We start from the raw sequence: 26,107 nt of genomic DNA on the forward strand, positions 1-26,107 counted from the left end.
ACCACTTTAACGAGGAATTGAGTTATGGGAATCCGTAAATACAAGCCGACAACCCCGGGCCGTCGTGGCTCGAGCGTTGCCGACTTCGCTGAAATCACACGGTCGACACCGGAGAAGTCGTTGGTCCGTCCCCTTCCCAAGAAGGGTGGACGTAACAACACCGGTAAGATCACGACCCGCCACAAGGGCGGTGGACACAAGCGTCAGTACCGTCTGATCGACTTCCGCCGCCACGACAAGGACGGCGTCGACGCCCGCGTCGCGGAGATCGAGTACGACCCGAACCGCACCGCGCGCATCGCCCTCCTGCACTACGTCGATGGCACCAAGCGCTACATCATCGCGCCGAACAAGCTCAAGCAGGGCGACTTCGTCGAGGCCGGCGCCGGGGCGGACATCAAGCCCGGCAACAACCTGCCGCTGCGCAACATCCCCGTCGGTACCGTCATCCACGCCGTCGAGCTCCGCCCAGGCGGCGGCGCGAAGATGGCCCGCTCCGCCGGTGCATCGGTCCAGCTCGTCGCCAAGGAAGGCCGCTTCGCCCAGCTGCGACTGCCCTCCGGTGAGATCCGCAACGTCGACGTCCGCTGCCGCGCGACGGTCGGCGAGGTCGGCAACGCCGAGCAGTCGAACATCAACTGGGGCAAGGCCGGTCGTAACCGCTGGAAGGGCATCCGCCCGACCGTCCGTGGTGTGGCCATGAACCCGGTCGATCACCCGCACGGTGGTGGCGAGGGCAAGACCTCCGGTGGACGTCACCCGGTCAACCCCAACGGTAAGGCCGAAGGCCGTACGCGTCGCCCCAACAAAGAGAGCGACTCACTCATCGTGCGTCGCCGTCGTTCCGGCAAGAACAAGCGATAGGAGCCTGGAGACATGCCACGCAGCCTGAAGAAAGGCCCCTTCGTCGATCAGCACCTTTACGTAAAGGTCGCTCGCGAGAACGAATCGGGCACGAAGAACGTCATCAAGACGTGGTCCCGCCGCTCCATGATCGTTCCCGACATGCTCGGGCACACGATCGCGGTGCACGACGGACGCAAGCACATCCCGGTGTTCGTCACCGAGTCGATGGTCGGGCACAAGCTCGGCGAATTCGCTCCCACGCGGACTTTCCGCGGCCATGTTAAGGACGACCGCAAGGGCAAGCGCCGCTAGGCGCTGCTCTTCGACGAGAGAAGGAAAGCAATGGAAGCCAAGGCTATTGCGCGGCACATCCGCGTAACGCCCATGAAGGCCCGGCGCGTCGTCAACCTTGTTCGTGGGAAGCAGGCGAGCGAGGCCCTGGCCATTCTGAAGTTTGCCCCACAGGTTGCTTCGGAGCCGGTATTCAAGGTGGTCCAGTCAGCGATGGCCAACGCACGCGTCCTCGCGGACCGTGACGGCGTCGCGTTCGACGAGGACAACCTCATCATCAGCGAAGCATTCGTCGATGAAGGCCCCACGATGAAGCGGTTCCGTCCGCGTGCCCAGGGCCGCGCGTTCCGCATCAACAAGCGGACCAGCCACATCACGGTTGTCGTCGCTACCCCTCAGAAAGTGGAGGTCCGCTAAGTGGGACAGAAAGTAAACCCGCACGGGTTCCGACTCGGCATCACCACTGACCACCGGTCGCACTGGTTCGCCGACAGCAACAAGCCGGGCCAGCGCTACCGTGACTTCGTCCGCGAAGACATCAAGATCCGCCAGCTGATGTCGACCGGCATGGACCGCGCCGGCATCGCCAAGGTCGAGATCGAGCGCACCCGCGACCGTGTCCGCGTGGACATCCACACGGCACGTCCGGGCATCGTCATCGGTCGCCGCGGAGCAGAAGCGGACCGCATCCGCGGCGAGCTCGAGAAGCTCACGGGCAAGCAGGTGCAGCTGAACATCCTCGAGGTCAAGAACCCCGAGATCGAGGCCCAGCTCGTCGCCCAGGGCATCGCCGAGCAGCTCTCCTCCCGCGTGGCGTTCCGCCGTGCGATGAAGAAGGCCATGCAGTCCGCACAGCGCGCCGGCGCCAAGGGCATCCGTGTCCAGTGCTCCGGTCGCCTGGGTGGCGCCGAGATGAGCCGTTCGGAGTTCTACCGCGAGGGACGCGTTCCCCTGCACACGCTCCGCGCCAACATCGACTACGGCTTCTTCGAAGCGAAGACCACCTTCGGCCGCATCGGCGTGAAGGTCTGGATCTACAAGGGTGACGTCACGGCCAAGGAACTCGCAGCCCAGGCTGCAGCAGCTCCTTCCCGCGGCCGCGGTGGAGACCGTCCGGGCCGTGGCCCTGCCGGCGCCGACCGTGGTGGCGACCGTGGAGGCGACCGCCGTCGTCGTGCACCCGAGCGCTCCGAGGGCCAGGGTGCCCCGGCACCCGCCGAGACCGCCGCAGCTCCCGCTGCGACTGAAGGAGGACAGGCTTAAATGCTTATCCCACGTCGCGTCAAATTCCGTAAGCAGCACCACCCGGGTCGTTCCGGGGCTGCGACCGGCGGTACCGAGGTCAGCTTCGGCGAGTGGGGTATCCAGGCTCTGAGCCCGGCATACGTCACCAACCGCCAGATCGAGTCCGCTCGTATCGCCATGACCCGCCACATCAAGCGTGGCGGCAAGGTCTGGATCAACATCTATCCGGACCGCCCGTTGACCAAGAAGCCCGCCGAGACCCGCATGGGTTCCGGTAAGGGTTCGCCCGAGTGGTGGGTGGCCAACGTCAAGCCGGGACGGGTTCTGTTCGAACTGTCCGGCGTTTCCGAAGAGGTAGCCCGCGAAGCCCTGCGCCTCGCGATCCACAAGCTGCCGTTGAAGGCACGCATCGTGCGTCGTGAGGGTGGTGAATAGTTATGGCTCTGGGTTCAAAGGAACTGGCAACAGACCAGCTGGACGGCTTCGATAAGGACCGCCTGGTGGAAGAACTGCGCAAGGCCAAGGAGGAGCTGTTCAACCTCCGATTCCAGTCGGCCACCGGTCAGCTGGAAAGCCACGGACGTCTTCGTTCGGTCAAGCGTGACATCGCCCGCATCTACACGGTGCTGCGCGAGCGTGAACTGGGCATCCGCCCCGAGGTCGTAGCTCCCGTCGAGGAAGCGAAGCCCGAGAAGGCGGAGAAGCCCAAGAAAGCCAAGAAGGCCTCCAAGGACGAACCGTCCGTGGACACCGAGGCTTCTGAGGAGGACGCCAAATGAGTGAGCAGCAGAGCGAGACGACCGTAGGAACCGAGAAGGCCGTCCATGACGCCAACTCGCGCGGCTACCGCAAGGTACGCCGTGGCTACGTCGTGTCCGACAAGATGGAGAAGACGATCGTCGTCGAGGTCGAGGACCGCGTGAAGCACGCCCTGTACGGCAAGGTGCTTCGCCGCAGCTCCAAGGTCAAGGCGCACGACGAGCAGAACGCCGCCGGCGTCGGCGACATGGTCCTGATCAGCGAGACCCGCCCGCTCTCCGCTACCAAGCGGTGGCGCCTGGTGGAGATCGTCGAGAAGGCCAAGTAGGACCCGAGCAGTGACGGGACCGGTTCGACCGGTCCCACCCGAGGTGCCCCGGACGCGATTTCGTGTCCGGGGCATTCTCGCGATACCATGAGAATCTTGTCTGTCTGGTGGGCTGGCGCATGCCCTCTCGAGGTTCTCCTCGCCGGGTCCCTTCCCAGGGTTTCCTTCACACCGGGCAAATAGGCAAAAGCCCGATAATCTTGTTCACCACGAATCCACTGTGCAGGAGATCCACGCACAGCCGCGCGCCCAGGCGTGCACGTGCTGAGTACCAGTATTACGGGGCCAACCCATATCCGTTCCGCAAGGCTCGACGAGAGAACCGGCGCGACGACAGGAGTAATAAGTGATTCAGCAGGAGTCGCGGCTAAAGGTCGCCGACAACACGGGGGCCAAGGAAATCTTGACCATCCGCGTTCTCGGAGGATCCGGGCGCCGCTACGCAGGCATCGGCGACGTCATCGTCGCCACCGTGAAGGACGCGATCCCCGGCGGCAACGTCAAGAAGGGCGACGTCGTCAAGGCGGTCATCGTCCGCACCAAGAAGGAACGCCGCCGCGCGGACGGTTCCTACATCAAGTTCGACGAGAACGCAGCAGTGATCCTGAAGAACGACGGCGACCCCCGCGGTACCCGTATCTTCGGCCCTGTCGGTCGCGAGCTCCGCGACAAGCGTTTCATGAAGATCATCTCGCTGGCGCCGGAGGTGCTGTAGTCCATGGCACAGAAGATTAAGCTCAAGATCAAGAAGGGTGACCTCGTCCAGGTCATCACCGGAGCCAAGCAGGAACGCGGCGGAGACCGCGGCAAGCAGGGCAAGGTACTGAAGGTGTTCCCGGACACCAACCGCGTGCTCGTGGAGGGCATCAACCGGATCACGAAGCACACCAAGGTCGGGCAGTCGCAGCGCGGCACCAAGACCGGTGGCATCGAGGTCCTCGAGGCCCCCGTGCACATCAGCAACGTCGCGGTCGTCGATCCCGAGACCAAGAAGCCGACCCGCGTCGGATACCGCACCGAGACCGTCGAGCGCGACGGTCGCGAGCGGGTCGTCCGCATCCGCGTGGCCAAGTCATCAGGGAAGGATCTGTAATGACTGTCGAAACCGCAGAAACCCGGGTTCTTCCCCGCCTCAAGGCGCGCTACGCGTCCGAGATCAAGGCCGCCCTGCAGGAAGAGTTCAGCTACGCGAACGTCAACCAGGTCCCGCGCCTGGTCAAGGTCGTCGTGAACATGGGTGTGGGTGACGCCGCCAAGGACTCCAAGCTCATCGACGGCGCCGTCAAGGACCTCACCGCGATCACGGGCCAGAAGCCCCAGGTCACGAAGGCCCGCAAGTCCATCGCGCAGTTCAAGCTCCGTGAAGGGATGCCCATCGGCGCCCACGCGACCCTGCGTGGCGACCGCATGTGGGAGTTCACCGACCGTCTGGTCTCCCTCGCCCTGCCCCGTATCCGCGACTTCCGCGGCCTCAACGGCAAGCAGTTCGACGGCAACGGCAACTACACCTTCGGCCTCACGGAGCAGTCCATGTTCCACGAGATCGACCAGGACCGTATCGACCGGGTACGTGGCATGGACATCACCGTCGTCACGACCGCCAGGACCGACGCCGAGGGCCGCGCGCTCCTCAAGGCGCTCGGCTTCCCGTTCAAATCCGAAGATTAATCTAACTACGTCTCAGGTCCTCCCCAGCCGGCGCGTCCCGCGCCGACCGGGGAACGGAAACCGTTTCGAGGAAGGGCAAGAGCCCACATGACAATGACAGATCCTGTCGCAGACATGCTCACGCGTCTGCGCAACGCAAACTCGGCTTACCACGACTCCGTGTCCATGCCGTACAGCAAGCTGAAGGCCCGCGTCGCGGACATCCTGAAGGCCGAGGGCTACATCGCCGGCTGGAAGGAAGAGGAAGCGGAGGTCGGCAAGAAGCTGACCATCGACCTCAAGTTCGGACCGGACCGCCAGCGTTCCATCGCCGGCATCCGCCGTATCTCCAAGCCGGGCCTGCGTGTGTACGCGAAGTCCACGAACCTCCCCCACGTGCTCGGCGGACTCGGCATCGCCATCCTGTCCACGTCCTCCGGTCTGCTCACCGACCGCCAGGCATCCAAGAAGGGTGTGGGTGGGGAAGTCCTCGCCTACGTCTGGTAACGGGAAAGGGAAAGAAAAATGTCACGTATTGGACGTCTCCCCATCACCGTTCCCGCCGGTGTCGAGGTCAGTGTCAACGGTAGCGAGGTCTCCGTCAAGGGATCGAAGGGCGAGCTGAGCCACATGGTTCCCAGCCCCATCGAGGTCTCCCTGGACGAGGGTACGCTCACCGTCTCGCGCCCCAACGACGAGCGCGAATCGCGTTCGCTGCACGGCCTCACCCGCACGCTGATCTCCAACATGATCGTCGGAGTCACCGAGGGCTACAAGAAGAACCTCGAGATCGTGGGCACGGGTTACCGTGTCCAGGCCAAGGGCAGCGACCTCGAGTTCGCACTGGGCTACAGCCACCCGGTCGCCGTCAAGGCTCCCGAGGGCATCACCCTGACCGTCGACAGCCCCACCAAGCTCTCGGTCGCAGGCATCAACAAGCAGCAGGTCGGCGAGGTCGCTGCAACCATCCGCAAGCTGCGCAAGCCCGACCCGTACAAGGGCAAGGGCATCCGCTACGCAGGCGAGATCATCCGCCGCAAGGTCGGAAAGGCTGGTAAGTAACCATGGGTCTGAGCATCAACAAGAAGCGCAGCTCGAAGAGCAAGTCCGCCTCGCGTGGACGCCGCCACCTCCGGGTACGCAAGCGCGTCTCGGGCACGGCCGTCCGTCCCCGCCTGGTCGTCAACCGTTCGGCCCGCCACGTCTTCGTGCAGGTCGTCGACGACACCAGGGGCGTGACCGTGGCATCAGCCTCCACCCTCGAAGCGGACCTCCGTGCATTCGACGGTGACAAGACCGCCAAGGCCAAGCGCGTCGGCGAACTCGTCGCCGAGCGTGCCATGGCTGTCGGCGTCGAAGCGGTCGTCTTCGACCGCGGCGGCAACAAGTACCACGGTCGCGTTGCCGCAATCGCAGACGGCGCACGTGAAGGTGGGCTGGCACTGTGACCGAGGAGAACAAGGCAAAGGAAGCCCCATTGAACACGGCTACAGAGCAGCCCGCGGCCGACGCTCCGGCTGCAGGCACGACGGACACCGCTTCGGCTGACGCGAACCGCCGCGGAGGCAACTCCCGCGGTGGCGAGCGCGGCGGGAACTCCCGCGGCGGACGCGACGGCAACTCCCGTGGCGGGCGCGACGGCGGACGGAATGACGACAAGGACAAGTTCATCGAACGCGTCGTCACCATCAACCGCGTCGCCAAGGTCGTCAAGGGCGGCCGCCGCTTCAGCTTCACCGCCCTCGTGGTGGTAGGCGACGGCAACGGCATGGTCGGCGTCGGCTACGGCAAGGCGAAGGAAGTCCCCTCCGCCATCCAGAAGGCCGTCGAGGAAGCCAAGAAGACGATGTTCCGCGTCCCGCGCATCGGTGGCACCGTCCCGCACCTGGTGCAGGGCGAGGCAGCAGCCGGCGTCGTCCTCCTGCGTCCCGCCTCCCCGGGTACCGGCGTCATCGCCGGCGGCCCGGTCCGTGCGGTCCTGGAATGCGTCGGCATCCACGACGTCCTGTCCAAGTCGCTCGGTTCCGCGAACGCCATCAACATCGTCCACGCGACCGTTGATGCGCTGAAGCGCCTCGAAGAGCCCCAGGCAGTCGCGGCCCGCCGTGGCCTGCCGCTGGACGAGGTCGCATCCCACCAGATGCTGCGCGCAATCGCAGCCCAGAAGGCAGGTGCGTGATGACCGCGATCACCCCGAAGCGCGTGCGAGTGAGCACCGCGAAGCTGGAGATCACCCAGATCAAGTCCGCCATCGGCGGCAAGCAGAACCAGCGCGACACGCTGCGGTCGCTCGGCCTCAAGCGGATCGGCCACACCGTGGTCCGTGAAGCGGACGCCGTCACCGTGGGCATGATCAACACGGTTCCGCACCTCTTGAAGGTCGAGGAGGCCAACTAATGGCAGAGAACGACATCGCGGCTCCGGCCGCAACCGAGGCCAGGGTCGAGCGCGTCCACGCGCTCAAGGTCCACCACCTCCGCCCCGCACCGGGTGCCAAGACGGGGAAGACCCGTGTCGGCCGTGGTGAGGGTTCGAAGGGTAAGACCGCAGGCCGTGGTACCAAGGGAACTGCAGCCCGCTACCAGGTGAAGGCGGGATTCGCCGGCGGCCAGCTGCCGCTGCACATGCGCCTTCCCAAGCTGCGCGGCTTCAAGAACCCGTTCCGCGTCGAGTTCCAGGTCGTGAACCTCGACAAGCTGTCCGAGCTCTACCCCGCGGGCGGCGACGTCACCGTGGAGAGCCTGGTCGCGAACGGTGCCGTGCGCAAGAACCAGCCCGTCAAGGTGCTGGGGACCGGCGAGATCGCCGTGGCCGTCAACGTCTCGGCCGACGCCTTCTCGGCGTCCGCTGCAGCGAAGATCGCCGCTGCCGGTGGGACCACCACCGAGCTGTAGGTTCCGCGCCGCCCCCTCCCCGGCCCGCCCGGGGGAGGGGCGGCTGTGATCCGTGGCACTTAGGAACTAGACTCTTGGTGGGCTGTGCTCGAACAGCCCACCAGGAGTCTTTTTCGGCTTCGGCCACCCATCACCCGCCGGTTCTCTCTCACCGGTGACCAACCGTTAGACTCGGTTGTTGTGTACGGTCCGCGTCAGGACCAACAGACCTTCAGGAGGACGCTTGCTTAGCGCTATTGGCCGGGCATTCCGGACGCCAGACTTGCGGCGCAAGCTGTTGTTCACGCTGGGAATCATCACCATCTTCCGTCTCGGGGCCTTCATCCCCGCCCCGGGCGTCGACTACGGCAACGTCCAGCAGTGCCTGGCACTGGGCAACACCGACGGCGGCCTCTACCAGTTCGTGAACCTCTTCAGCGGCGGAGCCCTGCTGCAGGTCTCCATCTTCGCGCTGGGCATCATGCCGTACATCACGGCCAGCATCATCACGCAGCTCCTCCGGGTGGTCATTCCCCGCTTCCAGGAGCTGCACCAGGAAGGCGCCCAGGGCCAGTCCCAGCTGACCCAGTACACGCGCTACCTGACGATCGCCCTCGGCCTGCTGAACGCGACCACCCTCATCTCCCTCGCCCGCTCCGGCGCACTGCTCGGCAACTGCCCCGTGCCCCTGATCCCGGACGACTCGCTCATCACCATCGTCCTGCTCATCATCACGCTGACCGCCGGCACCGGCCTCATCATGTGGATGGGCGAGCTCATCACCGAGCGGGGCGTCGGCAACGGCATGTCGCTGCTCATCTTCACGGCCATCGCCGCCGGCTTCCCCACCTCGCTGGGCGAGATCTTCCGCACCCAGGGCGCCACGGTCTTCGCGTTCGTCCTCGCGATGGGCGTCGTCGTCGTCGCCCTCGTGATCTTCGTGGAGCAGTCCCAGCGCCGCATCCCCGTGCAGTACGCCAAGCGCATGATCGGCCGCCGCACCCTCGGCGGGAGCAGCACCTACATCCCGATCAAGGTGAACATGGCGGGCGTCATCCCCGTCATCTTCGCGTCCTCGATGCTGTACCTGCCGAGCCTGATCGCGCAGTTCAACACGCCCCAGGACGGCACCGCCCCTCCGGCATGGGTCAACTGGATCACCACCTACCTGACCAGCGGTGACCATCCCTTCTACATGGCGCTGTACTTCCTCCTGATCGTCTTCTTCACCTACTTCTACGTGGCCATCACGTTCAATCCGGACGAGGTGTCCGAGAACATGAAGAAGTACGGCGGATTCATCCCGGGCATCCGCGCAGGCCGCCCCACCGCCGAGTACCTGCAGTACGTGCTGTCCCGCATCACCCTGCCGGGCGCCATCTACCTCGGCCTCGTGGCGCTGATCCCGCTGATCGCCCTCGTCGCCATCGGCGCGAACCAGAACTTCCCGTTCGGCGGTACCTCGATCCTCATCATGGTCGGCGTGGGACTCGAGACCGTGAAGCAGATCGATGCGCAGCTCCAGCAGCGTCACTACGAAGGGTTGTTGCGTTGACCAGAATGCTGATCATCGGTCCTCCCGGTTCGGGCAAGGGGACCCAGGCCGCCCGCATCTCCGAGCGCCTGGGCGTGGTCGCCATCTCCACCGGTGACATCTTCCGCGACAACGTCCGGCGCGAGACGCCCCTCGGCGTCGAGGCCAGGAAGTACATGGATGCCGGCGACTTCGTCCCGGACACGGTCACCAACAGCATGGTGCGCGACCGCCTCGCCGCCGACGACGTGCAGGAGGGTTTCCTGCTCGACGGCTACCCGCGCACCGCGGCGCAGATCACCGAGCTGGATGACATCCTGCGCCAGAACGAGCTCGAGCTCGACGTGGTGCTCCAGCTGACGGCCGACGACGAGGAGCTCGTGAAGCGTCTCCTCGGCCGCGCCAAGCTGGACGGCCGTTCCGACGACAACGAGCAGGTCATCCGCCACCGCCTGGGCCTCTACCACGACCAGACCGAGGCCGTCGTGTCACGCTACGACGAGCGCGGCATCGTGACGAAGGTCGATGGCCTCGGGACGATCGACGAGGTCACCGAGCGCGTCATGGCAGCACTCACCGTCGCGAGCTAGGACCCCCTCATGTTCCGCCAGCCCAAGATCGAGTACAAGACCACCAGCCAGATGCTCGTGATGCGGGATGCCGGACGGGTGCTGTCCGGGGCGCTCGACGAGACAGTGGCCGCTGCCGCCGTCGGCGTCACGACGGCCCAGCTCAACAGCGTCTTCGAGGGCGTCCTCCGCGAGGAGGGCGCGACGTCCAACTTCCTCGGCTACCACGGCTTCCCCGCCAGCATCTGCACCTCCGTCAACCACGAGGTGGTGCACGGGATCCCGGGTGGCTACACGCTGGAGGACGGTGACATCATCTCCATCGACGGCGGCGCCGTCGTCCGGGGATGGCACTCCGATTCCGCCCGGACCGTGATCGTCGGTGCAGCCCGGCCGGAGGACGTGCGTCTCTCGGACATCACCGAGGAGGCGATGTGGCGTGGGATCGCGGCCCTGGCGTCCGCCCGTTTCGTCGGTGACATCGGAGCGGCGATCGACGACTACGTCTCGTCCGTCCCCGGGCCGGCGCTCGGCATCCTGCAGGACTACGTGGGACACGGCATCGGCACCCAGATGCACCAGGCGCCGGACGTCCTCAACTACCGCAGCACCCACCGCGGGCCGAAGGTCCGCCCGGGCCTGTGCCTCGCGATCGAGCCCATGCTGGTGCAGGGGGGCCTGGAGACGGCGGTGCTCGACGACGACTGGACCGTCATCACCACCGACGGCAAGCGTGCGTCGCAGTGGGAGCACAGCGTCGCAGTGCACGACGGCGGCATCTGGGTACTGTCGGCCCCGGACGGGGGAGCGTCCCGGCTCCAGCCCCTCGGCGTCACGCCGGCTCCGCTGGGGACCTGATCCCTCCAGGGCCCCGGCTCCGGGGCGGGATCGTGGCAGGCGCGCCCGAATTTAACTATCAGGGGACTGTAGCGTAGAGTTGCCTGTTGGTTGTCTCTGCTTTTCGTGCCCAATCGGGCCCCGGAGACCGTCCTGCGTGTGGAGCTCCGGCTTCCGGCGGGTCCGACAATCAAAACCCCAAACCCGCCCGCCATGCAACTGGTGGGCACAGACGTTAGCGGAGGATATGGCCAAGAAAGACGGTGTCATTGAGATTGAAGGCACTGTGAACGAGGCGCTGCCCAACGCGATGTTCCGCGTTGAGTTGGCCAACGGACACATTGTTCTCGCCCACATCTCGGGAAAGATGCGTCAGCACTACATCCGGATCCTCCCTGAGGACCGGGTCGTCGTGGAACTGAGCCCGTACGACCTCACCCGGGGCCGTATCGTCTACCGCTACAAATAAGAACGAACGCAAAGGAAAACCATGAAGGTCCAGCCGAGCGTGAAGCGTATCTGCGAGAAGTGCCAGGTGGTTCGCCGCAAGGGCAACGTCCTCGTCATCTGCGAAAACCCGCGCCACAAGCAGCGCCAGGGCTAAGAACCTCTTCCCGAGGTTCTCCCCACGCGTAGAAGTACACCCCAACGGCAGAACAGCGTTCCGCGAGGAACGTACACCCCCGGCTCGGAGGCCGGGGACCGGACCATCGGTTCCGGGGACGTTCTGCTTCAGACCTCCGGTACCACCAAAGGAGCACCGCCACTATGGCACGTCTCGCTGGCGTAGACATCCCCCGTGAAAAGCGGGTAGTCATCGCGCTTACCTATATCTACGGCGTGGGCAAGACCCGTGCAGAGAAGACGATCGTGGACACGGGGATCTCCCCGAACACGCGCGTCAAGGACCTCTCCGACGCTGAGCTGGTCCAGCTCCGCGACTACATCGAAGGCAACTTCAAGGTCGAGGGTGACCTCCGCCGTGAGGTCGCAGCCGACATCCGCCGCAAGGTAGAGATCGGCAGCTACGAAGGCATTCGGCACCGCCGCGGCCTTCCCGTACGCGGACAGCGTACGAAGACGAACGCCCGTACCCGCAAGGGCCCGAAGCGTACGGTCGCAGGCAAGAAGAAGGTCGGACGCTAGATCCCTGACTGCTCCCTCACGTGACTCGCTAACGCTCGTCCCGCCAGGGAACCCGGCAGCCAGGGGCCCATCCGCTCGGTGATCGTTTCAACCAGCGGCCGGCTCCGACCAGCTGATCACATGCTCTACCCAATACCTTCGTAGGAGAAGCAATGCCCCCCAAGACTCGTGGAGCGGTGCGCAAGCCGCGTCGCAAGGACAAGAAGAACATCGCGCTCGGTCAGGCGCACATCAAGAGCACGTTCAACAACACGATCGTGTCCATCACGGACCCGAGCGGTGCTGTCATCTCCTGGGCCTCCGCCGGAGAGGTCGGCTTCAAGGGCTCACGCAAGTCCACGCCCTTCGCCGCGCAGATGGCCGCCGAGGCCGCTGCCAAGCGTGCGCAGGAGCACGGCGTCAAGAAGGTCGACGTCTTCGTGAAGGGTCCGGGCTCGGGCCGCGAGACCGCCATCCGCTCGCTGCAGGCCACGGGCCTCGAGGTCGGGTCCATCTCCGACGTCACGCCCAGCGCCCACAACGGCTGCCGTCCGCCGAAGCGCCGCCGCGTCTAACCAGACGTGCCGGCCGTGCCGCCCTGCAGGACCACCCGTGGTCCGGCAGGGCGGTTCGGTGCCGTACCAGCAGCTCTGCCGGCTGACCCGCAGTCCCGCCCATTTCGAAGCGTCATATAGCGGATGCTTCCTGAAAGGATATGTAAGTGCTTATTGCACAGCGCCCCACCCTGACTGAAGAAGTAGTCGCCGACAACCGCTCGCGGTTCGTCATCGAACCCCTCGAGCCTGGTTTCGGCTACACCCTCGGCAACTCGCTCCGCCGTACGCTCCTGTCCTCCATCCCCGGTGCCGCGGTCACGAGCATCCGCATCGACGGAGTGCTGCACGAATTCACCACGGTTCCCGGGGTGAAGGAGGATGTCACCGAGATCATCCTGAACATCAAGAACCTCGCTGTCTCCTCGGAGCACGACGAGCCGGTCGTCGCCTACCTGCGCAAGCAGGGTCCCGGCGTCGTCACGGCAGCGGACATCGCGCCTCCTGCGGGCGTCGAGTTCCACAACCCGGATCTCCACATCGCGACCCTCAACTCGAAGGGCAAGTTCGAGCTTGAACTGACCATCGAGCGTGGACGCGGCTACGTCTCGGCATCGCAGAACAAGTCCGGCGACTCCGAGATCGGCCGTATCCCGGTCGACTCGATCTACTCGCCGGTCCTGAAGGTGACCTTCCGCGTGGAAGCCACCCGTGTCGAGCAGCGCACGGACTTCGACAAGCTCATCGTCGACGTCGAGACGAAGGACGCCATCGCCCCGCGCGACGCCGTCGCTTCCGCCGGAACCACCCTGGTCGAGCTGTTCGGTCTCGCCCGCGAGCTGAACACCGCCGCCGAGGGTATCGAGATCGGCCCGTCGCCGACGGACGCAGCACTCGCTGCCGACATGGCGCTGCCGATCGAGGATCTCGAACTGACGGTCCGCTCGTACAACTGCCTCAAGCGCGAGGGCATCCACTCCGTGGGTGAGCTCGTTGCGCGCTCCGAGGCCGATCTCATGGACATCCGGAACTTCGGTGCGAAGTCCATCGACGAGGTCAAGGCGAAGCTCGTGGAGCTCGGTCTGTCCCTGAAGGATTCCCCTCCAGGCTTCGACCTCGCTGCCCGTGCTGCCGCCATCGAAGAGGACGACGTCACCTACGGCGACGAAGAGCTCTAAAACGCTACCTGTCCGCCCACCGCTTCCCCGAGCGGCGGGCGGGCACCTAATGAGGAGAAAGAACCATGCCCACACCCACCGAGGGCCCACGTCTCGGAGGCGGAGCGGCGCACGAGCGCCTGATGCTCGCCAACCTGGCCGCCTCACTGTTCGAGCACAAGCGCATCACCACCACGGTGACGAAGGCCAAGCGCCTCCGGCCGCACGCCGAGCGCCTGATCACCTTCGCCAAGAAGGGTGACCTCGCCTCGCGTCGTCGCGTCCTCGGCGTCATCAGCAGCAAGAGCATCGTCCACGAACTCTTCACGGAGATCGCGCCGGCCGTCGCCAACCGCGAGGGTGGCTACACCCGCATCACGAAGATCGGCAACCGGAAGGGCGACAACGCCCCCATGGCTGTCATCGAACTGGTGCTGGAGCCCATGTCCGCCAAGCAGTCCGTCGTCGCCGAGGCCGAGCAGGCCAAGGCTCCCGCCGCTGCAGCAGCACCCGTCGCCGAAGCGCCGGCATCGCCCGAGTCGGTCGACTCGGTAGATTCCGTCGATTCGGTAGATTCCGTGGAGTCGGCTGAATCTGCTGAATCTGCTGAATCGGCCGAGTCCGCCGCCTCGGCCGAAGAGGTCGCAGCGGAGGACACCACGGTCGATGCCGAAGCCGGTGTCGCCGACGAGGTCGTCGTCGTCGAAGGCACCGTCGAGGACGAGAAGAAGTAATTCTTCCTTCCCGACGCACGCCATGATCATCCAGGAGCCCGCCGTCCCCCCAGGGGAGGGCGGGCTCCTGCGTGTCCGGCTCGACATCGCCTACGACGGCGCGCTGTTCTCCGGCTGGGCCCTTCAGCCGGGGCTCACGACGGTGCAGGGCGTCCTCGAGGATGCGCTCTTCACGCTGCTGCGCCGGCCCGTACGGCTCACCGTCGGCGGCCGCACCGACGCCGGGGTCCATGCGCGGGGTCAGGTGGCGCACATCGACCTCACGCCTGCGGAGTGGCATGCGATGACGAGGGGACGCGACGTCGATCCCTCCGACGCGTTCCTGCGGCGTATCACCGGCACGATCAATCGCGTCCTCACGGACGGCGTCACCGGGCGGGGACGCTCCGTCAGGAACTCGGTGCCCGCCGTCGTCGTCCGGGCCGCCACCTGTGCCCCCGAGGGGTTCGACGCCCGGTTCTCGGCGCTCTGGCGCCGTTACAGCTATGCGATCGCCGATACCGCGACGGGGCAGGACCCGCTCCGCAGGCACACCACGCTCTGGTACCCGGCACCCCTCGACGTCGCGTCGCTCAACGAGGGGGCGGGGCACCTGCTCGGGATGCAGGATTTCGCCGCGTTCTGCAAGCCCCGCGAGGGATCCACCACCATCCGCGAACTGCAGCGGTACGAGTTCGTCCGCGGCCACGACGGCGCCATCACCGCAACGGTGCAGGCCGACGCCTTCTGCCACAACATGGTCCGCGCGCTCATCGGATCGACGCTCCGGGTGGGGTCGAGGGAGATGCCGCCTTCCTGGCTCGCCGAGAGACTGGCCGCGCGCGTCAAGGATGCCCGATCCATCCTCGCCGCGCCGCACCCCCTCGTGCTCGAGGAGATCGCCTACCCCGGGAACGGGGAGGTCGGTGCGCGCGCCGACCTCACGCGGGCCCGACGAACGCTCGCCCACCTGGCCGGCGCCGCGGCGTCGGGCCCGGGTGCAGCCGATCCAGCAACGGGTCCGGCCGTCATTCGCGCGGCCGGTCCAGCGGCCGGTCCAGCGGCCGATCCAGCAGCGGGCCCAGGAACAGCTCAAGAACAACTCCGCTAGCCGAATCAGCAGAGGAACCGGTAGCCGGGCCGCCGGAGCAACCGGCCGGGGTGCTCACAGGACGCCCGGGCTCGTAGGGGAGGTGTCAGCCCAGGAGGACGAGGCTGGCGAACGCGGCCAGCAGCATGCCGGGGCCGAACGGGAAGGTGGACCCGCGGGACCCGCGGCGCAGCACGAGGACCGCGATACCCGCCACGCCGCCGAGCAGGAACCCGCCCAGCAGGGTGCCGAGCCAGGCCGCCGACCCGGCCCACCCGCCGAACAGGCCGAGCACTGCGGCGAGCTTCACGTCGCCCATGCCCATCCCCGCCGGGGAGATGAGGGCCAGCAGGAAGTAGACGACGAAGAGGGTCGCACCGCCGGCAACCGCACCGAGCAGGCCGCCCCAGTTCCCGGTTCCGGCGGCCGCGAGGAGCAGCAGGGGCACGGTGGCAGCGGTGAAGCGCAGGAGGACGGCGTTCGGCAGCAGCTTGGACTGCAGGTCGATGGCGGCCAGCAGCACGCCGAACGCTGCGAGGACGGCGACGAGCGGACCGTTCCAGGGCTCGCCGCCCAGCGCGTTCCCTGCGCCCGCCAGGGCCCCGGCGAACAGCGCGAGGGGCAGCCGGTAGGGGACCGGCAGGATCGTCCGGGGATCCCTCCCCGCGAGCCCGAACAGGGCGTACCCGAGGCCCGCGGCGAGGACGCCGACCAGGAGGTGCTGCAGCATCTAGACGGACTCCCCGATGGAGTCCTGCGGCATGCGGCTCACCTCGCCGTTCACGGGCAGGGTCACCGTGAAGCGGCTGCCCTTGCCGGGCGAGCTGACGCAGTGGATCGATCCGCCATGGCTCTCCACGATGGACTTCGTGATCGCGAGCCCCAGCCCGGCGCCGTCGATGTCGGAGTGGCGTGCCGCGGGTGTGCGGTAGAAGCGTGAGAAGACCTGGCGGGCCTCCTGCTCCGTCATGCCCATGCCCCTGTCCTCGACATGCAGGGCGATCGCCGATTCGGACTCCTCCGCGTGCACGCTCACCACGCCGCCGTCGGGGGAGTACTTGATGGCGTTCGAGAGCAGGTTGTCGAGCACCTGGGAGATCCGCAGGGGATCGATGAGCGTCCAGAGCGGCGTCAGGGCATCCGTCTTCAGTTTCACGCCGTTCTTCTGGGCGCGCAGCTTGTTCGACCGGACGCTCATCTCGATGAGGGCGGCGAGATCCACGGGGCGCGGATGGACCCTGACACGGTCCCCGGCCGTCGAGAGGAGGTCGGCGACGAGGTGGAGGACACGCTCCGCATTGCGTCCCGCGACGTCGATGTAGCCCCGCAGGTGGCCCGGCAGCGGGTGCTCGTCCTCGAGCACGAGTTCGAGATAGCCGAGCACGGAGGTCAGCGGCGCGTGGAACTCGTGCGAGATGTTCGAGATGAAGGCGTCCTTCGCGGAGACCGCCTCCACCAGCTCCGTCACGTCGCTGCAGGCGATCAGGGCACCCGCGATCCTGCCGTCCGCGTTCTTGATGGGCCGTGCGGCGGTCGAGAGGGCACGCTGCGCGTCGCCGTCGCCCACCCAGATGAGCTCGTCGGCGAAGGTCTCGCCCGTGAGGGCCCGGTAGACGGGCTGCCTGTCGAGCGCCAGCGGCGTCACCCGGTCCGCACCGAAGAAGAGACCGCCGTGGGCGTCGTCGTGGCCGGACAGCCGGTTGAACAGCTCCTGCTGACGGTTCGTCAGCGTGGTGTTGCCGTGCGCGTCGACGGCGGTCAGGCCGACGTCGACGGTGTTGAGGATCGCCGTGAGGACACGCTCGCGGTCGATGGCCGCCCGCAGCAGCTCGTTGAGTTCCCGGTCCTTGCGCTCGATCTCGACCTCGCGGGCCAGCGAGCCGGAGCTCATCACGCGGATGATGACACCGATGCACAGCATCACGATCGGGAGCAGCAGGAGGCCCACGTAGGACCGCAGGCGGGCGGGGTCGAAGGAGCCCAGCAGCGGCCAGGCCGTCACGAGCAGCGAGCCGAGCACCGTGAGCCCGAGGGACACCCACGAGGGCAACGAGGAGCGCATGAGCCACAGGACGGGGAAGACGACGAGGACGCCGAGCGCGGGCTGCGTCTCCATGGCGCCTGCCCGGACCAGGGCGATCGCGACGAAGTCGAGGACGGGGACGACGAGGAGGCTGCCGCGCGGCAACTCGCGCCACGGCACGATGACGGACAGGGCCAGGAGCACCAGGACCATCGAGAACCCCAGGTCGAACGTCGGATCGGAGGACAGGCCCGGTCTGAGGAGGGGGGCTGTCACACCGATGACGACGACGATCACGGTCAGGGGGACCTGACACAGCATCGCCGAACGGCTGATGCTCACTTTCGATGCCACCGCGCGCAGACGCGCGGCACCGTCATCCCTAGGCACGCACTTTCCGGGGAAAGAGGAAATACCGCATGAAGAAGAACTTTCCGACGCTGAGACCTACGTACTTCTCCCATTATGTAGCCCGGCCCGCGTTTTGGAATGCATGGCGGCACAATTCCCTGCAGAAGCCATGCACAATGGGGATCATGGGGGTCGGACAGATCGCAGCGCAGGTCGGAAAAGGGTTGAAATCGAATGAGTGATCCGGGAGTGGCAGTCGTCATCGAGGACGACGCCGATGTGCGGAACCTTGTGGGGGCAGTGCTGAAGCAGTCGGGATTCGACGTGCACGTGGCGCCCGACGGGAAGGCCGGCGTCGAGCTGGTCCGTGCCCACGGTGCGGCGGTGGTCACGGTGGATGTCGGGCTCCCGGACATCGACGGCTACGAGGTACTCCGGCGGATCCGGGGCTTCAGTACCTGTTACGTGGTGATGCTGACGTCCCGGGGGGACGAGCTGGACACCCTCACGGCCCTGCAGTCGGGCGCCGACGACTACCTGACGAAGCCGTTCCGCCCACGGGAACTCCGCGCGAGGGTGGCCGCCATGCTGCGCCGCCCGCGCATCACCCCCGAGTCCGCATCGGCACCTCCCGTCGACGCCCCGGCTGCGCCTGAGGGCGTTCCTGCCGCGCCCGCCGTCGCCTCGACGATGGTCGAGCACAACGGGCTGGCCCTGAACGCGGCCGCCCGCACCGTGGTGCTCGACGGGCGGGACCTGCCGCTCACGCGGAGCGAGTTCGACCTGCTCAACGAGATGCTCAAGAGCAATGGCGCGGTGAGGACCAAGGCGGACCTCGTGCGGGTGGTCCGGGGCGACTACTACGGCGAGGACACCTACATCAGCGACTCGGACGAGCGCGCCATCGAGGTGCACATCGGGAACCTGCGGCGGAAGCTCGACGAGGACCCCAAGAACCCCCGTTGGCTGCAGACCGTCCGCGGTGTCGGCTACCGGCTGACGTCGGCCAGTCCCTGAGTCCTGTCCGGTACCTAGCCTGCGGCCAGGTAACGTGCTTCGAGTTCGAGGATGGTGTCCAGCCCGCACCGCTCGATCACCGGGAGCGCATCGCGGGCGGTGTCGAGGTCTGACGACGACACGGCCGACTCGAACTCCGCGGCCATGGCCGAGAGCCGTGCGGCACCGACCATGGTGGACGAGTTGCGGAGGCTCAGGGCGGCGTCGAGGGCGGCCGGCAGGTCGCGGTCGCCGATCGAGCTCGTGAGGCGGAGGTATCGGCCCTCGAACCCGGTGATGTAGTCGCGGGCGAAGGCCCGGGCCGGCCGGGCGTCGTTCAGCTGCTGCTCGAGGTGGGAGAGGACGTCCAGGTCCAGCAGCGGCAGTTTCTTCGGGGCACTATTCGAATGCACCCCCTCAGGCTACGGCCGGCGTCTGACCATTTGCCCATAAGCCGACCGATGCTGAGCGAGAAATGCGGAAGTGCTGCCCCCTTTATCACCCGAAAGTGGAGAGGACATTGATGGCGGCTGGACCCAGCAATGCGATGAAAAGCACCGGCATGATGCAGATCATCAGGGGGAAGAGCACCTTGACCGGAATCTTCATGGCTTTCTCCTCCGCACGCTGGCGCCGCCTGACGCGCATCTCGCCCGCCTGCGTACGGAGTACCGCGGAGATCGAGATGCCGTACTTGTCCGCCTGCAGGATCGCGTTGACGAACCGTCGCAGGTCCGGTGCCGACGTCCGTGCGGCCAGGGCGGTATAGGCCTCGCGCCGGGACATGCCGAGTTGCATGTCCTGGAGGGTCCGCACGAGCTCACGCGCAAGCGGTCCCTTGCCGTTCTGCCCGGTGCGTGACATCGCCGCGTCGAAGCCGAGCCCCGCCTCCACTGCGATGGTCATCTGGTCGAGTGTGTCCGGGAGTTCGAGCGCGATCGCGGCTTGCCTCTCGGTGCCGCGGCTGTAGATCAACAGGTCCGGTGCGAAGTAGGCGACGGCGACGACGCCGCCTGCCAGCAGCATCATCGTGGCGCTGGGCGAGGTGCCTACGAGCAGGATCCCGACGACGACGGCGGCTGCCGCCAGGACGAGCTTGGCGGCCACGAGCCTTCGGAGGGGCCACGCCGCCGGCCGGCCGGCGAGGGAGAGCTGCCGATCGAGTTTCGCCACGAGGCGTTGCGGGGTGAACCGGCTGGCCAGCGCCTCGAACGCCTTGCCGTGGTTCGCGGTGCGGACGGACTGCCGGGTCAGCCCGCGACGGAGGTTCTCCTCGATCTCCTGCCTGCCGGCGACGCGCAATCCCAGGACGGACCAGTAGAACAGCAGGAGCGCGAGAACCAGCAATGCAATTCCGGCATTAAGCGCAAGGGATGGGTTCACCGGTGTGTCCTCCTTCAGGGCGGGCGGTGGATGGTCGGGTCGCCTAGAAGCGGAAGCTGACGACTTTGCGGAGCCACAAACCGCCCACGCCGAGCAGGACCACGGAAACGGCGATCATCGCGTGGCCCAGCGGATGCTGCATCAGTGGATCCATATAACCCGGACTGATCACCACGAGGATCCCTCCGAGCGCGAACGGCAGCACCATCAGGACGAGCGCGGAGATGCGTCCTTCGGCGCTGAGCGAGCGCACCTGTCCGCGGATCTGGTTGCGCTCGCGGATCGTGTGGCCCACCTGGTCCAGCACGTCGGCAAGGTTGCCGCCGACCTCCCGGTGTATCGCGATGGCCTGTGCCACCCAGGAGAAGTCTTCCGAGCGCATGCGGAGGGCAGCATCATCCAGTGCTTCACCGATGTCCCGTCCGAGTCTCGTCTCGTTGATGATGCGCGAGAACTCCTCCGACGTCGGTGCCTCTGATTCCTCCGCGGCCGCATCGATCGCACGGAGGAAGCTGTGGCCGGCTCGAAGTCCCCCGGCGAGAAGCTGGAGGGTCTCGTCGAGCTGGTCGGCGAATGCGGTGCGTCGCCGGGAGGTGAGGACGTGCAGCAGCACACGTGCGGCGAGGGGGCCGGCGATCAGTGCGGACAGCGACAGAAGCGCACTGCCGGTGAGATTCGCGATACCAGAGAGGATGATCGTGCCGACCACGGCGAAGACCACGAACTCGGCCGCGCTCACCCCCAGGCCGGCCTGCTCGAGAGCCCGCGAAAGAGCCCCGCTGTAGTTCCGCCGGCGAAGAACCCGTTCGACACGCGCTGTGAGACGCGAGGCGATACTGCCCTTCGCGTCGGCCGCCCTGATTCCACCTTCGTTCAGCAGGTTCCGCGTCCTCGGCGGTGCAAGGACGAAGCAGACCGCGACGCCGAGCGCCGTGTAGCAGAGCAGCAGGCCGAGAAGCAGCGTCATCGACCGGCACCCCGCACCTGCGCGGGCGCGAACACCGACGGCGACAGCACGATGCCGAGTTCGGTGAAGCGGTCCGTGAAACGCGGCCGGACCCCTGTGGGGACGGGCTTGCCCAGGAACCGGCCATTGGGGTCCAGCCCGGCGCTGTAATCGAAGACGAAGGCATCCTGCAGCGTGACGATCTCACCCTCCATCCCCTGTACCTCCGTGACGTGCGTGACGCGACGGGTACCGTCACGCAAGCGGGTGAGCTGCACGATGACATCCACGGCGGAGGCGATCTGTTCGCGTACTGCGCGGAGCGGGAGGTCCATTCCCGCCATCAGCACGAGGGTCTCCAGTCGGGAGACGGCGTCGCGTGGGGAGTTCGAGTGGACCGTCGACAGTGAGCCGTCATGTCCGGTGTTCATGGCCTGCAGCATGTCCAGGGTCTCCCCGCCACGGACCTCTCCCACGACGATCCTGTCCGGACGCATCCGCAACGAGTTGCGCACCAGGTCCCGGATGGTGATCTCGCCCTTGCCCTCGATGTTGCTCGGGCGGCTTTCGAGCCGGACGACGTGGTCCTGCTGCAGCTGGAGTTCCACCGCATCCTCGATGGTGACGATCCGCTCGTCCTCCGGGATGAAGGAGGACAGCACATTGAGAAGTGTCGTCTTGCCGGTGCCCGTACCACCGGAAACGATGATGTTCAGCCGGGCCTTGACGCAGGCATCGAGCAGTTCGGCCATCTCCGACGTGAGGGTGCCGAAGCCGATGAGGTCATGCACCTGGAAGGGATCGGTGGCGAACTTGCGGATGGTGAGCGAGGATCCGTTGATGGCAAGCGGCGGCACGATGGCATTGACGCGGGACCCGTCCGCGAGCCGTGCGTCGACCATCGGAGACGATTCGTCGATGCGTCGGCCCACCTTCGCTACGATCCGCTCGATGACCTTTCGGAGGTGGGCTTCGGAGGCGAAGCGCACGCCGCTGCGGACGAGCTTCCCATGCTGCTCGACATAGATCATGTCCGGGCCGTTGACCATGATCTCGGTGATGGATTCATCATCGAGCAGATGCTGTAGGGGGCCGTAGCCGAGGACGTCGTCGCTCACACCCTTGATGAGGCGGAGTCGCTCGTCCCTGGTGAGCGGGACCTCCTCCGCCTCCACCACCTCGGTGAGTTCCTGCTGCACGAGCGAATGGAGCTGCTCCTCGGTGAGGGCGGCGTCCATGAGGCGCGTACCCAGCCGTTCGAAGAGGATCGCGCCGGCCCGGTCCTTCAGCTTGGCCAGGGCGTCGCGTGCCGGTGCCGCGTCGAGCGGATTCCCCTTTCCCTGTCGTGCCACGGGGCCACGGGCAGCCGGCGCGACAGGTGACGGGGATGCGGTGCGCGCAGGGTCCGGAGGAGCAGGCATGGGCTCGCGGTCGGCGGAACCGGCCGGCTTCGCGGCGTTGTCCGTCCCGGCACTCCGGGCCGCTTCGAGTCGCTGTGCGAGGTTCATCAGGCATCCACCCGGTGACGCGCGCCGCCCTTGCGTACGGGTGTGACCGGCAGCGCGAACCGCGCGACGAGTGCCCGGAGTGCCTTCGACGCCCGGTCCCGGGCCTTGCGCTGCAGCAGCGGAATACCTTGATTCGTCGACAGGCGAAGGGCACGCGAGGAGGGGATAATTACGTCCACGCCCACGCCCAGCGTGGCCTTGACGTCCTCCAGTGAAACGCCTCCGCGAGGATCCGCAGCGTTCAGCACCACATGTCGCTTGAGGGGGACCATGCCCAGTTCCGCGAGCACATCGAACTCCTTGCGCATGCCGCGCACACTCGGCACGTCCATCCCGCTGACGAAGACGAAGTCGGTGGCCTTGTCCATGGCGGCGAGCGTGTGGTCGGACAAGCCGGGTGCGGTGTCGATGACGACGAAGCGATACTGGCCGGCGAGTTGCTCGATCAGGTGGGCGATGTCGTCCCCCGTCATCTGTTCCGCAGTGTCGGGAGTGGATGGCGCACACAGGGCGTAGAGACCGGTGGGATGTGCACTGAGGAAGGATTTCAGCACCATGGTGTCGCGCCGTGCGGGGCCGTGCACTACATCCGCCACGGAGTGCTCGGGAGAGATCGAGAGCGCACTGGCGACGTCACCGAACTGCAGGTCGAGGTCCACGAGGACCGTGCCGTGCGGAGCCGTTGCCGCGAGTCCGACGGCGAGGTTGCTCGCAACCGTCGTCTTCCCCGCGCCTCCTTTGGGCGAGACCACGGCGATGACCCGCCCGGTCGAACCTCCCGTGCCGGGCTGACCCCCGGCGTCGACGGTCCGGCGGCGGATCGCCGCGCTGCGGACGGCGCGGTGGAGCAGCACGCTGAGGGCTGCCGTGTCTGCTTCCGGCTCGACGACGTCGCGTACGCCGGCGCGCATCGCGGCCAGGACGACATCGGGAGTGGGCGTTGCGACGAGCAGCACGGCCACCTCGGGGCGCTGCACTTCGAAGGCTACGGCGAGCGTCAGGGCCTGCTCGAGCGGGACGCCCGGACCGAGAACGAGTACGTCGAGGAGGTTGGGTTGGTTCAACTGCGCCAGGACGTCCTGCGGCTGGGCCGGGAACGATGCTCCGCCCCACGTGTGCACCTCACCTTCGAGCGCGTCTGTGGCGGCCGCCCGGAGGCGCAAGGTGTAGTCGGGGTCAGTGGTGATGACGGCATAGCGACTCATCGGTAGATTCCCTCCTGCGTCAGTTCGCGCGTGCCTTCCTCGGATGCTTCCGCGGGTTCCTTGGAGAGCCATATGGTGCCGAACTCCTGGGCGAACACGAGCTTCTCGACGTCCGGTGCCGTCCGGGCGACCGTGACGATGAGGCTGTTCGCCGGCACGCCTGACGCGTCGTCGGTCCCGCCTTCGACGGGCTCGCCTTCAATCGCTGTGGGCAGCCCCTGGATCGACGTGATGAGCACCTTGTGCATGGTCAGATGAGTGACCGGAATGGGCGACTGCACCGTGCCCGTGGCGAGGGAGATGAACACGCCGACGGTGTCCCCCGGGCTGAGCCGGCCCCCCACCATCCGCTGCGGTTCGAGCAGGATGGATACCTCCTGCATGCCCTCGGGCACCTCGATCGCGGCCGGGCCGGCCGCATTCGCAGGATCCACGAAGCGGGACAGAAGGAGTTGCTCCCCTGGGACCAGGTCGACGGTGGTGACGAGTCCGCTGATCTGCGCCGGATCGGTCACGGCGCCCTCGGCGATCGTCTTCGTCGGCATCGCCTCGGTCGTCGTGCTCAGCAATGCATCTTCGGCCGCCGTTCCAGCTGCCACCGCGGTACTCACCACCAGGACGTCCTGTGTCTGCGTGCCGGCGAAGGCTCGCTGTTCGGCGCCGTTGACGTAGCCCACCAGCAGCACGGTTCCGACGAGGGCGAGAAGGGCGGCCACTACCGCGGAGACGATCCGGTTTTTCACTACTGGGACTCCTATTACTGGTTCAGGGCGACGAAGAATGCGTTGTAGGACCGGCCGCCCAGTTCCTCAACGCCGAAGGACTGCAGGTCCTCGAGCGATACCAGCTTGATGAACTTCCCCTTAATGCCGGCGCAGTGATCACAGCCCGGTTCCTTCTTCAAATTGCTCGGCCAGCTGTGAGCCGTCACACGAAAGGCAGCGAAACCATCGACGACGTACTGGACGTTGTTGCCGTTGCCCGACTTGCTGACGTAGACGGGGAGAAGGATGGTCGTTCCGTCGAGACCGTCGCAGTTCTGTGGTGCGCTCTTTCCAGGATCACCCCCGATGACCTGATCGATGTCGACGGACGCCCGGCAGCTCTTCTTGTCGTCCTCATCGAGCCAACCGAAGGCGCCGGGCAGTGTGGCACCATTCGTTCCCGTGCAGGTCGAGTCCTTGGTGATCCAGACCTCTGTCGCGGACTCGCCCGACGGTGCCGCGTCGAACATGCACCTCGGGGCCGTGAAGGGGAATACCGTCGCCTTCGAGGGGCTGCCCCAGGAGGCCTTCGCCACTGCGGTCACGGCGGTGGAGTCGATTCCCAGGATGGGGGCGAACACGTGCCGAACTGCGGCGCCGCCGTCTTTGGTAAGCGTGCTGGTTCGCACAGTCACGGAATTGCCGGTCAGAACCGGGGCTGCGGCGGACGCGCCGTCGTTGGAATTCTGGTTAGCAAGTTCCCGGGCAGTGGTTGCGGGCGTTCCGCAGTTTCCCAGGGAGCAGTCCTGCGCGATGGCCAGCGCCGCGGCATCAGCGCCGTTCTGGAGTTGTGCGCGCTCGGCGTACACCATGCCCAGATCGACCACCAGGGCTGTGACGCCGAGCAGGACCACCATCAGCAGAGCCACCATCACGGCGATGGCGCCGTCCTCGTCGTGCTTCACCCGCCGCATCGCATGACTGCCTTTCCGGTGAGGGGGATCGCGTTCGCGAAGAGGCCCGACACGAGGCTGACCGAGTAGCTGATGGTGACTGTCACATCGGTCGTGGACGTGCACGAGGAAGGAGTCACCTTGACGTTCTCCAGCTTGAGCGCGGGGGACAGTCCAGGAGCAGCCGCAAGCGCTGCGCTCTGCGCCGTGGCCGGTTGCTTCTGGATGGCCATCACCCGCACGGACTCCCGCGCGGCGGCGGTGAGTTGAAGCTGGGCGTTGTAGACGCGGCCGAACTCGATGACGCCGATCAGCAGGATCAGCAGGACCGGCACCACGAGTGCGAACTCGACGGCGGTTGCGCCCCGTTCGGACCGTAGTCGTTCTATCACTTTTACTTTCCGAGATATGTCAGCAAGTTTGGGTGAGGCAGCAGCGGCCCGTCCGGGCCACTGCTGCCTCAGGAGACG

36 protein-coding genes and 1 pseudogene are annotated in these 26,107 nt (G+C 66.5%); 27 read left to right on the top strand and 10 right to left on the bottom strand.

What is annotated here, in order from left to right:
• The first annotated feature begins 24 nt into the window (after positions 1-24).
• From rplB to ACX80K_RS07625, 26 genes and pseudogenes are all read left to right on the top strand, one after another.
• A complete protein-coding gene (gene rplB / locus ACX80K_RS07500; RefSeq protein ID WP_104121367.1) occupies positions 25-864 on the top strand; it encodes a 50S ribosomal protein L2 in 840 nt (279 codons plus the stop codon).
• Between the two features lie 12 nt (positions 865-876).
• Positions 877-1,158 carry a 30S ribosomal protein S19 gene (gene rpsS, locus ACX80K_RS07505; protein WP_026549122.1) on the top strand — a complete coding sequence of 94 codons (282 nt, stop codon included), beginning with the start codon at positions 877-879 and terminating at the stop codon, positions 1,156-1,158.
• 30 nt (positions 1,159-1,188) lie between these two features.
• Complete coding sequence (gene rplV, locus ACX80K_RS07510; protein WP_104050957.1) at positions 1,189-1,554, top strand: 50S ribosomal protein L22; 366 nt, start codon at positions 1,189-1,191, stop codon at positions 1,552-1,554.
• A complete protein-coding gene (rpsC, locus tag ACX80K_RS07515; protein WP_087076893.1) occupies positions 1,555-2,400 on the top strand; it encodes a 30S ribosomal protein S3 in 846 nt (281 codons plus the stop codon).
• Complete coding sequence (gene rplP / locus ACX80K_RS07520; protein ID WP_049829176.1) at positions 2,401-2,817, top strand: 50S ribosomal protein L16; 417 nt, start codon at positions 2,401-2,403, stop codon at positions 2,815-2,817.
• A gap of 2 nt (positions 2,818-2,819) precedes the next feature.
• Positions 2,820-3,161 carry a 50S ribosomal protein L29 gene (gene rpmC / locus ACX80K_RS07525; RefSeq protein WP_104118809.1) on the top strand — a complete coding sequence of 114 codons (342 nt, stop codon included), beginning with the start codon at positions 2,820-2,822 and terminating at the stop codon, positions 3,159-3,161.
• A complete protein-coding gene (gene rpsQ / locus ACX80K_RS07530; protein WP_459271224.1) occupies positions 3,158-3,469 on the top strand; it encodes a 30S ribosomal protein S17 in 312 nt (103 codons plus the stop codon). Before rpmC ends, rpsQ begins: the two co-directional genes overlap by 4 nt.
• A gap of 346 nt (positions 3,470-3,815) precedes the next feature.
• On the top strand, positions 3,816-4,184 hold the full coding sequence (rplN, locus tag ACX80K_RS07535) for a 50S ribosomal protein L14 (RefSeq protein ID WP_049829173.1): 369 nt from the start codon (positions 3,816-3,818) through the stop codon (positions 4,182-4,184).
• A 3-nt stretch (positions 4,185-4,187) separates the two neighbouring features.
• On the top strand, positions 4,188-4,562 hold the full coding sequence (gene rplX, locus ACX80K_RS07540) for a 50S ribosomal protein L24 (protein ID WP_104179307.1): 375 nt from the start codon (positions 4,188-4,190) through the stop codon (positions 4,560-4,562).
• Positions 4,562-5,137, top strand: coding sequence for a 50S ribosomal protein L5 (gene rplE, locus ACX80K_RS07545; protein WP_104179306.1), 576 nt, complete (start codon positions 4,562-4,564; stop codon positions 5,135-5,137). Before rplX ends, rplE begins: the two co-directional genes overlap by 1 nt.
• Positions 5,138-5,224: 87 nt before the next feature.
• Positions 5,225-5,623, top strand: coding sequence for a 30S ribosomal protein S8 (gene rpsH, locus ACX80K_RS07550; RefSeq protein WP_043440638.1), 399 nt, complete (start codon positions 5,225-5,227; stop codon positions 5,621-5,623).
• Positions 5,624-5,641: 18 nt separating this feature from the next.
• Positions 5,642-6,178, top strand: coding sequence for a 50S ribosomal protein L6 (gene rplF, locus ACX80K_RS07555; RefSeq protein ID WP_104179305.1), 537 nt, complete (start codon positions 5,642-5,644; stop codon positions 6,176-6,178).
• Between the two features lie 2 nt (positions 6,179-6,180).
• Complete coding sequence (gene rplR / locus ACX80K_RS07560) at positions 6,181-6,564, top strand: 50S ribosomal protein L18 (protein WP_104179304.1); 384 nt, start codon at positions 6,181-6,183, stop codon at positions 6,562-6,564.
• A gap of 29 nt (positions 6,565-6,593) precedes the next feature.
• Positions 6,594-7,295: a 30S ribosomal protein S5 gene (gene rpsE, locus ACX80K_RS07565; protein WP_459271225.1), complete on the top strand. Its 702-nt coding sequence runs from the start codon at positions 6,594-6,596 to the stop codon at positions 7,293-7,295.
• Complete coding sequence (gene rpmD, locus ACX80K_RS07570) at positions 7,295-7,513, top strand: 50S ribosomal protein L30 (RefSeq protein ID WP_104050948.1); 219 nt, start codon at positions 7,295-7,297, stop codon at positions 7,511-7,513. Before rpsE ends, rpmD begins: the two co-directional genes overlap by 1 nt.
• Positions 7,513-8,010: a 50S ribosomal protein L15 gene (rplO, locus tag ACX80K_RS07575; RefSeq protein WP_459271226.1), complete on the top strand. Its 498-nt coding sequence runs from the start codon at positions 7,513-7,515 to the stop codon at positions 8,008-8,010. The genes rpmD and rplO overlap by 1 nt, the downstream gene beginning before the upstream one ends.
• Before the next feature lie 223 nt (positions 8,011-8,233).
• Positions 8,234-9,544 carry a preprotein translocase subunit SecY gene (secY, locus tag ACX80K_RS07580; protein WP_459271227.1) on the top strand — a complete coding sequence of 437 codons (1,311 nt, stop codon included), beginning with the start codon at positions 8,234-8,236 and terminating at the stop codon, positions 9,542-9,544.
• 5 nt (positions 9,545-9,549) lie between these two features.
• Complete coding sequence (locus ACX80K_RS07585; protein WP_459271390.1) at positions 9,550-10,113, top strand: adenylate kinase; 564 nt, start codon at positions 9,550-9,552, stop codon at positions 10,111-10,113.
• Positions 10,114-10,122: 9 nt separating this feature from the next.
• A complete protein-coding gene (gene map / locus ACX80K_RS07590) occupies positions 10,123-10,950 on the top strand; it encodes a type I methionyl aminopeptidase (RefSeq protein ID WP_459271228.1) in 828 nt (275 codons plus the stop codon).
• 226 nt (positions 10,951-11,176) lie between these two features.
• Entirely contained in the window at positions 11,177-11,398 is a 222-nt protein-coding gene (gene infA, locus ACX80K_RS07595; protein WP_019481515.1) for a translation initiation factor IF-1, read from the top strand.
• Between the two features lie 21 nt (positions 11,399-11,419).
• Complete coding sequence (rpmJ, locus tag ACX80K_RS07600; protein WP_026531446.1) at positions 11,420-11,533, top strand: 50S ribosomal protein L36; 114 nt, start codon at positions 11,420-11,422, stop codon at positions 11,531-11,533.
• Between the two features lie 164 nt (positions 11,534-11,697).
• Complete coding sequence (gene rpsM / locus ACX80K_RS07605; protein WP_104179298.1) at positions 11,698-12,075, top strand: 30S ribosomal protein S13; 378 nt, start codon at positions 11,698-11,700, stop codon at positions 12,073-12,075.
• Positions 12,076-12,227: 152 nt separating this feature from the next.
• A complete protein-coding gene (gene rpsK, locus ACX80K_RS07610; RefSeq protein WP_026531448.1) occupies positions 12,228-12,629 on the top strand; it encodes a 30S ribosomal protein S11 in 402 nt (133 codons plus the stop codon).
• Positions 12,630-12,775: 146 nt separating this feature from the next.
• Positions 12,776-13,786: a DNA-directed RNA polymerase subunit alpha gene (locus ACX80K_RS07615; protein WP_104179297.1), complete on the top strand. Its 1,011-nt coding sequence runs from the start codon at positions 12,776-12,778 to the stop codon at positions 13,784-13,786.
• Between the two features lie 65 nt (positions 13,787-13,851).
• A complete protein-coding gene (gene rplQ / locus ACX80K_RS07620; protein ID WP_459271229.1) occupies positions 13,852-14,499 on the top strand; it encodes a 50S ribosomal protein L17 in 648 nt (215 codons plus the stop codon).
• 22 nt (positions 14,500-14,521) lie between these two features.
• Positions 14,522-15,436, top strand: a pseudogene (locus ACX80K_RS07625) (tRNA pseudouridine synthase A); the annotation flags it as partial.
• 238 nt (positions 15,437-15,674) lie between these two features.
• Here the strand turns inward: ACX80K_RS07625 and ACX80K_RS07630 are convergent.
• Both ACX80K_RS07630 and ACX80K_RS07635 read right to left on the bottom strand, forming a co-directional pair.
• Positions 15,675-16,298, bottom strand: a complete 624-nt coding sequence (locus tag ACX80K_RS07630) for a prepilin peptidase (protein WP_459271230.1) — start codon at positions 16,296-16,298, stop codon at positions 15,675-15,677.
• Positions 16,299-17,933 (bottom strand): sensor histidine kinase, encoded by a 1,635-nt coding sequence (locus tag ACX80K_RS07635; protein WP_459271231.1) that lies wholly within the window; start codon positions 17,931-17,933, stop codon positions 16,299-16,301. It lies immediately after the preceding gene.
• Between the two features lie 243 nt (positions 17,934-18,176).
• On the opposite strand from ACX80K_RS07635, the gene ACX80K_RS07640 reads away from it, so the two are divergent.
• Positions 18,177-18,959, top strand: a complete 783-nt coding sequence (locus tag ACX80K_RS07640; protein ID WP_459271232.1) for a response regulator transcription factor — start codon at positions 18,177-18,179, stop codon at positions 18,957-18,959.
• A 14-nt stretch (positions 18,960-18,973) separates the two neighbouring features.
• On the opposite strand, the gene ACX80K_RS07645 is transcribed toward ACX80K_RS07640, so the two are convergent.
• The 8 genes from ACX80K_RS07645 to ACX80K_RS07680 form a co-directional block, all read right to left on the bottom strand.
• Positions 18,974-19,351, bottom strand: coding sequence for an Hpt domain-containing protein (locus ACX80K_RS07645; protein ID WP_459271233.1), 378 nt, complete (start codon positions 19,349-19,351; stop codon positions 18,974-18,976).
• Between the two features lie 85 nt (positions 19,352-19,436).
• A complete protein-coding gene (locus ACX80K_RS07650; RefSeq protein WP_459271234.1) occupies positions 19,437-20,321 on the bottom strand; it encodes a type II secretion system F family protein in 885 nt (294 codons plus the stop codon).
• A gap of 43 nt (positions 20,322-20,364) precedes the next feature.
• Positions 20,365-21,288, bottom strand: a complete 924-nt coding sequence (locus ACX80K_RS07655; RefSeq protein ID WP_459271235.1) for a type II secretion system F family protein — start codon at positions 21,286-21,288, stop codon at positions 20,365-20,367.
• Complete coding sequence (locus ACX80K_RS07660; RefSeq protein WP_459271236.1) at positions 21,285-22,775, bottom strand: CpaF family protein; 1,491 nt, start codon at positions 22,773-22,775, stop codon at positions 21,285-21,287. The genes ACX80K_RS07655 and ACX80K_RS07660 overlap by 4 nt, the downstream gene beginning before the upstream one ends.
• Entirely contained in the window at positions 22,775-23,980 is a 1,206-nt protein-coding gene (locus ACX80K_RS07665) for an AAA family ATPase (RefSeq protein WP_459271237.1), read from the bottom strand. The genes ACX80K_RS07660 and ACX80K_RS07665 overlap by 1 nt, the downstream gene beginning before the upstream one ends.
• Complete coding sequence (gene cpaB / locus ACX80K_RS07670) at positions 23,977-24,723, bottom strand: Flp pilus assembly protein CpaB (RefSeq protein ID WP_459271238.1); 747 nt, start codon at positions 24,721-24,723, stop codon at positions 23,977-23,979. Before cpaB ends, ACX80K_RS07665 begins: the two co-directional genes overlap by 4 nt.
• Before the next feature lie 14 nt (positions 24,724-24,737).
• Positions 24,738-25,649 (bottom strand): pilus assembly protein TadG-related protein, encoded by a 912-nt coding sequence (locus tag ACX80K_RS07675; RefSeq protein ID WP_459271239.1) that lies wholly within the window; start codon positions 25,647-25,649, stop codon positions 24,738-24,740.
• Complete coding sequence (locus ACX80K_RS07680) at positions 25,646-26,029, bottom strand: TadE/TadG family type IV pilus assembly protein (RefSeq protein WP_459271240.1); 384 nt, start codon at positions 26,027-26,029, stop codon at positions 25,646-25,648. The genes ACX80K_RS07675 and ACX80K_RS07680 overlap by 4 nt, the downstream gene beginning before the upstream one ends.
• Between the last annotated feature and the right edge of the window lie 78 nt (positions 26,030-26,107).

The sequence above is a fragment of the Arthrobacter sorbitolis genome, from assembly GCF_054510995.1.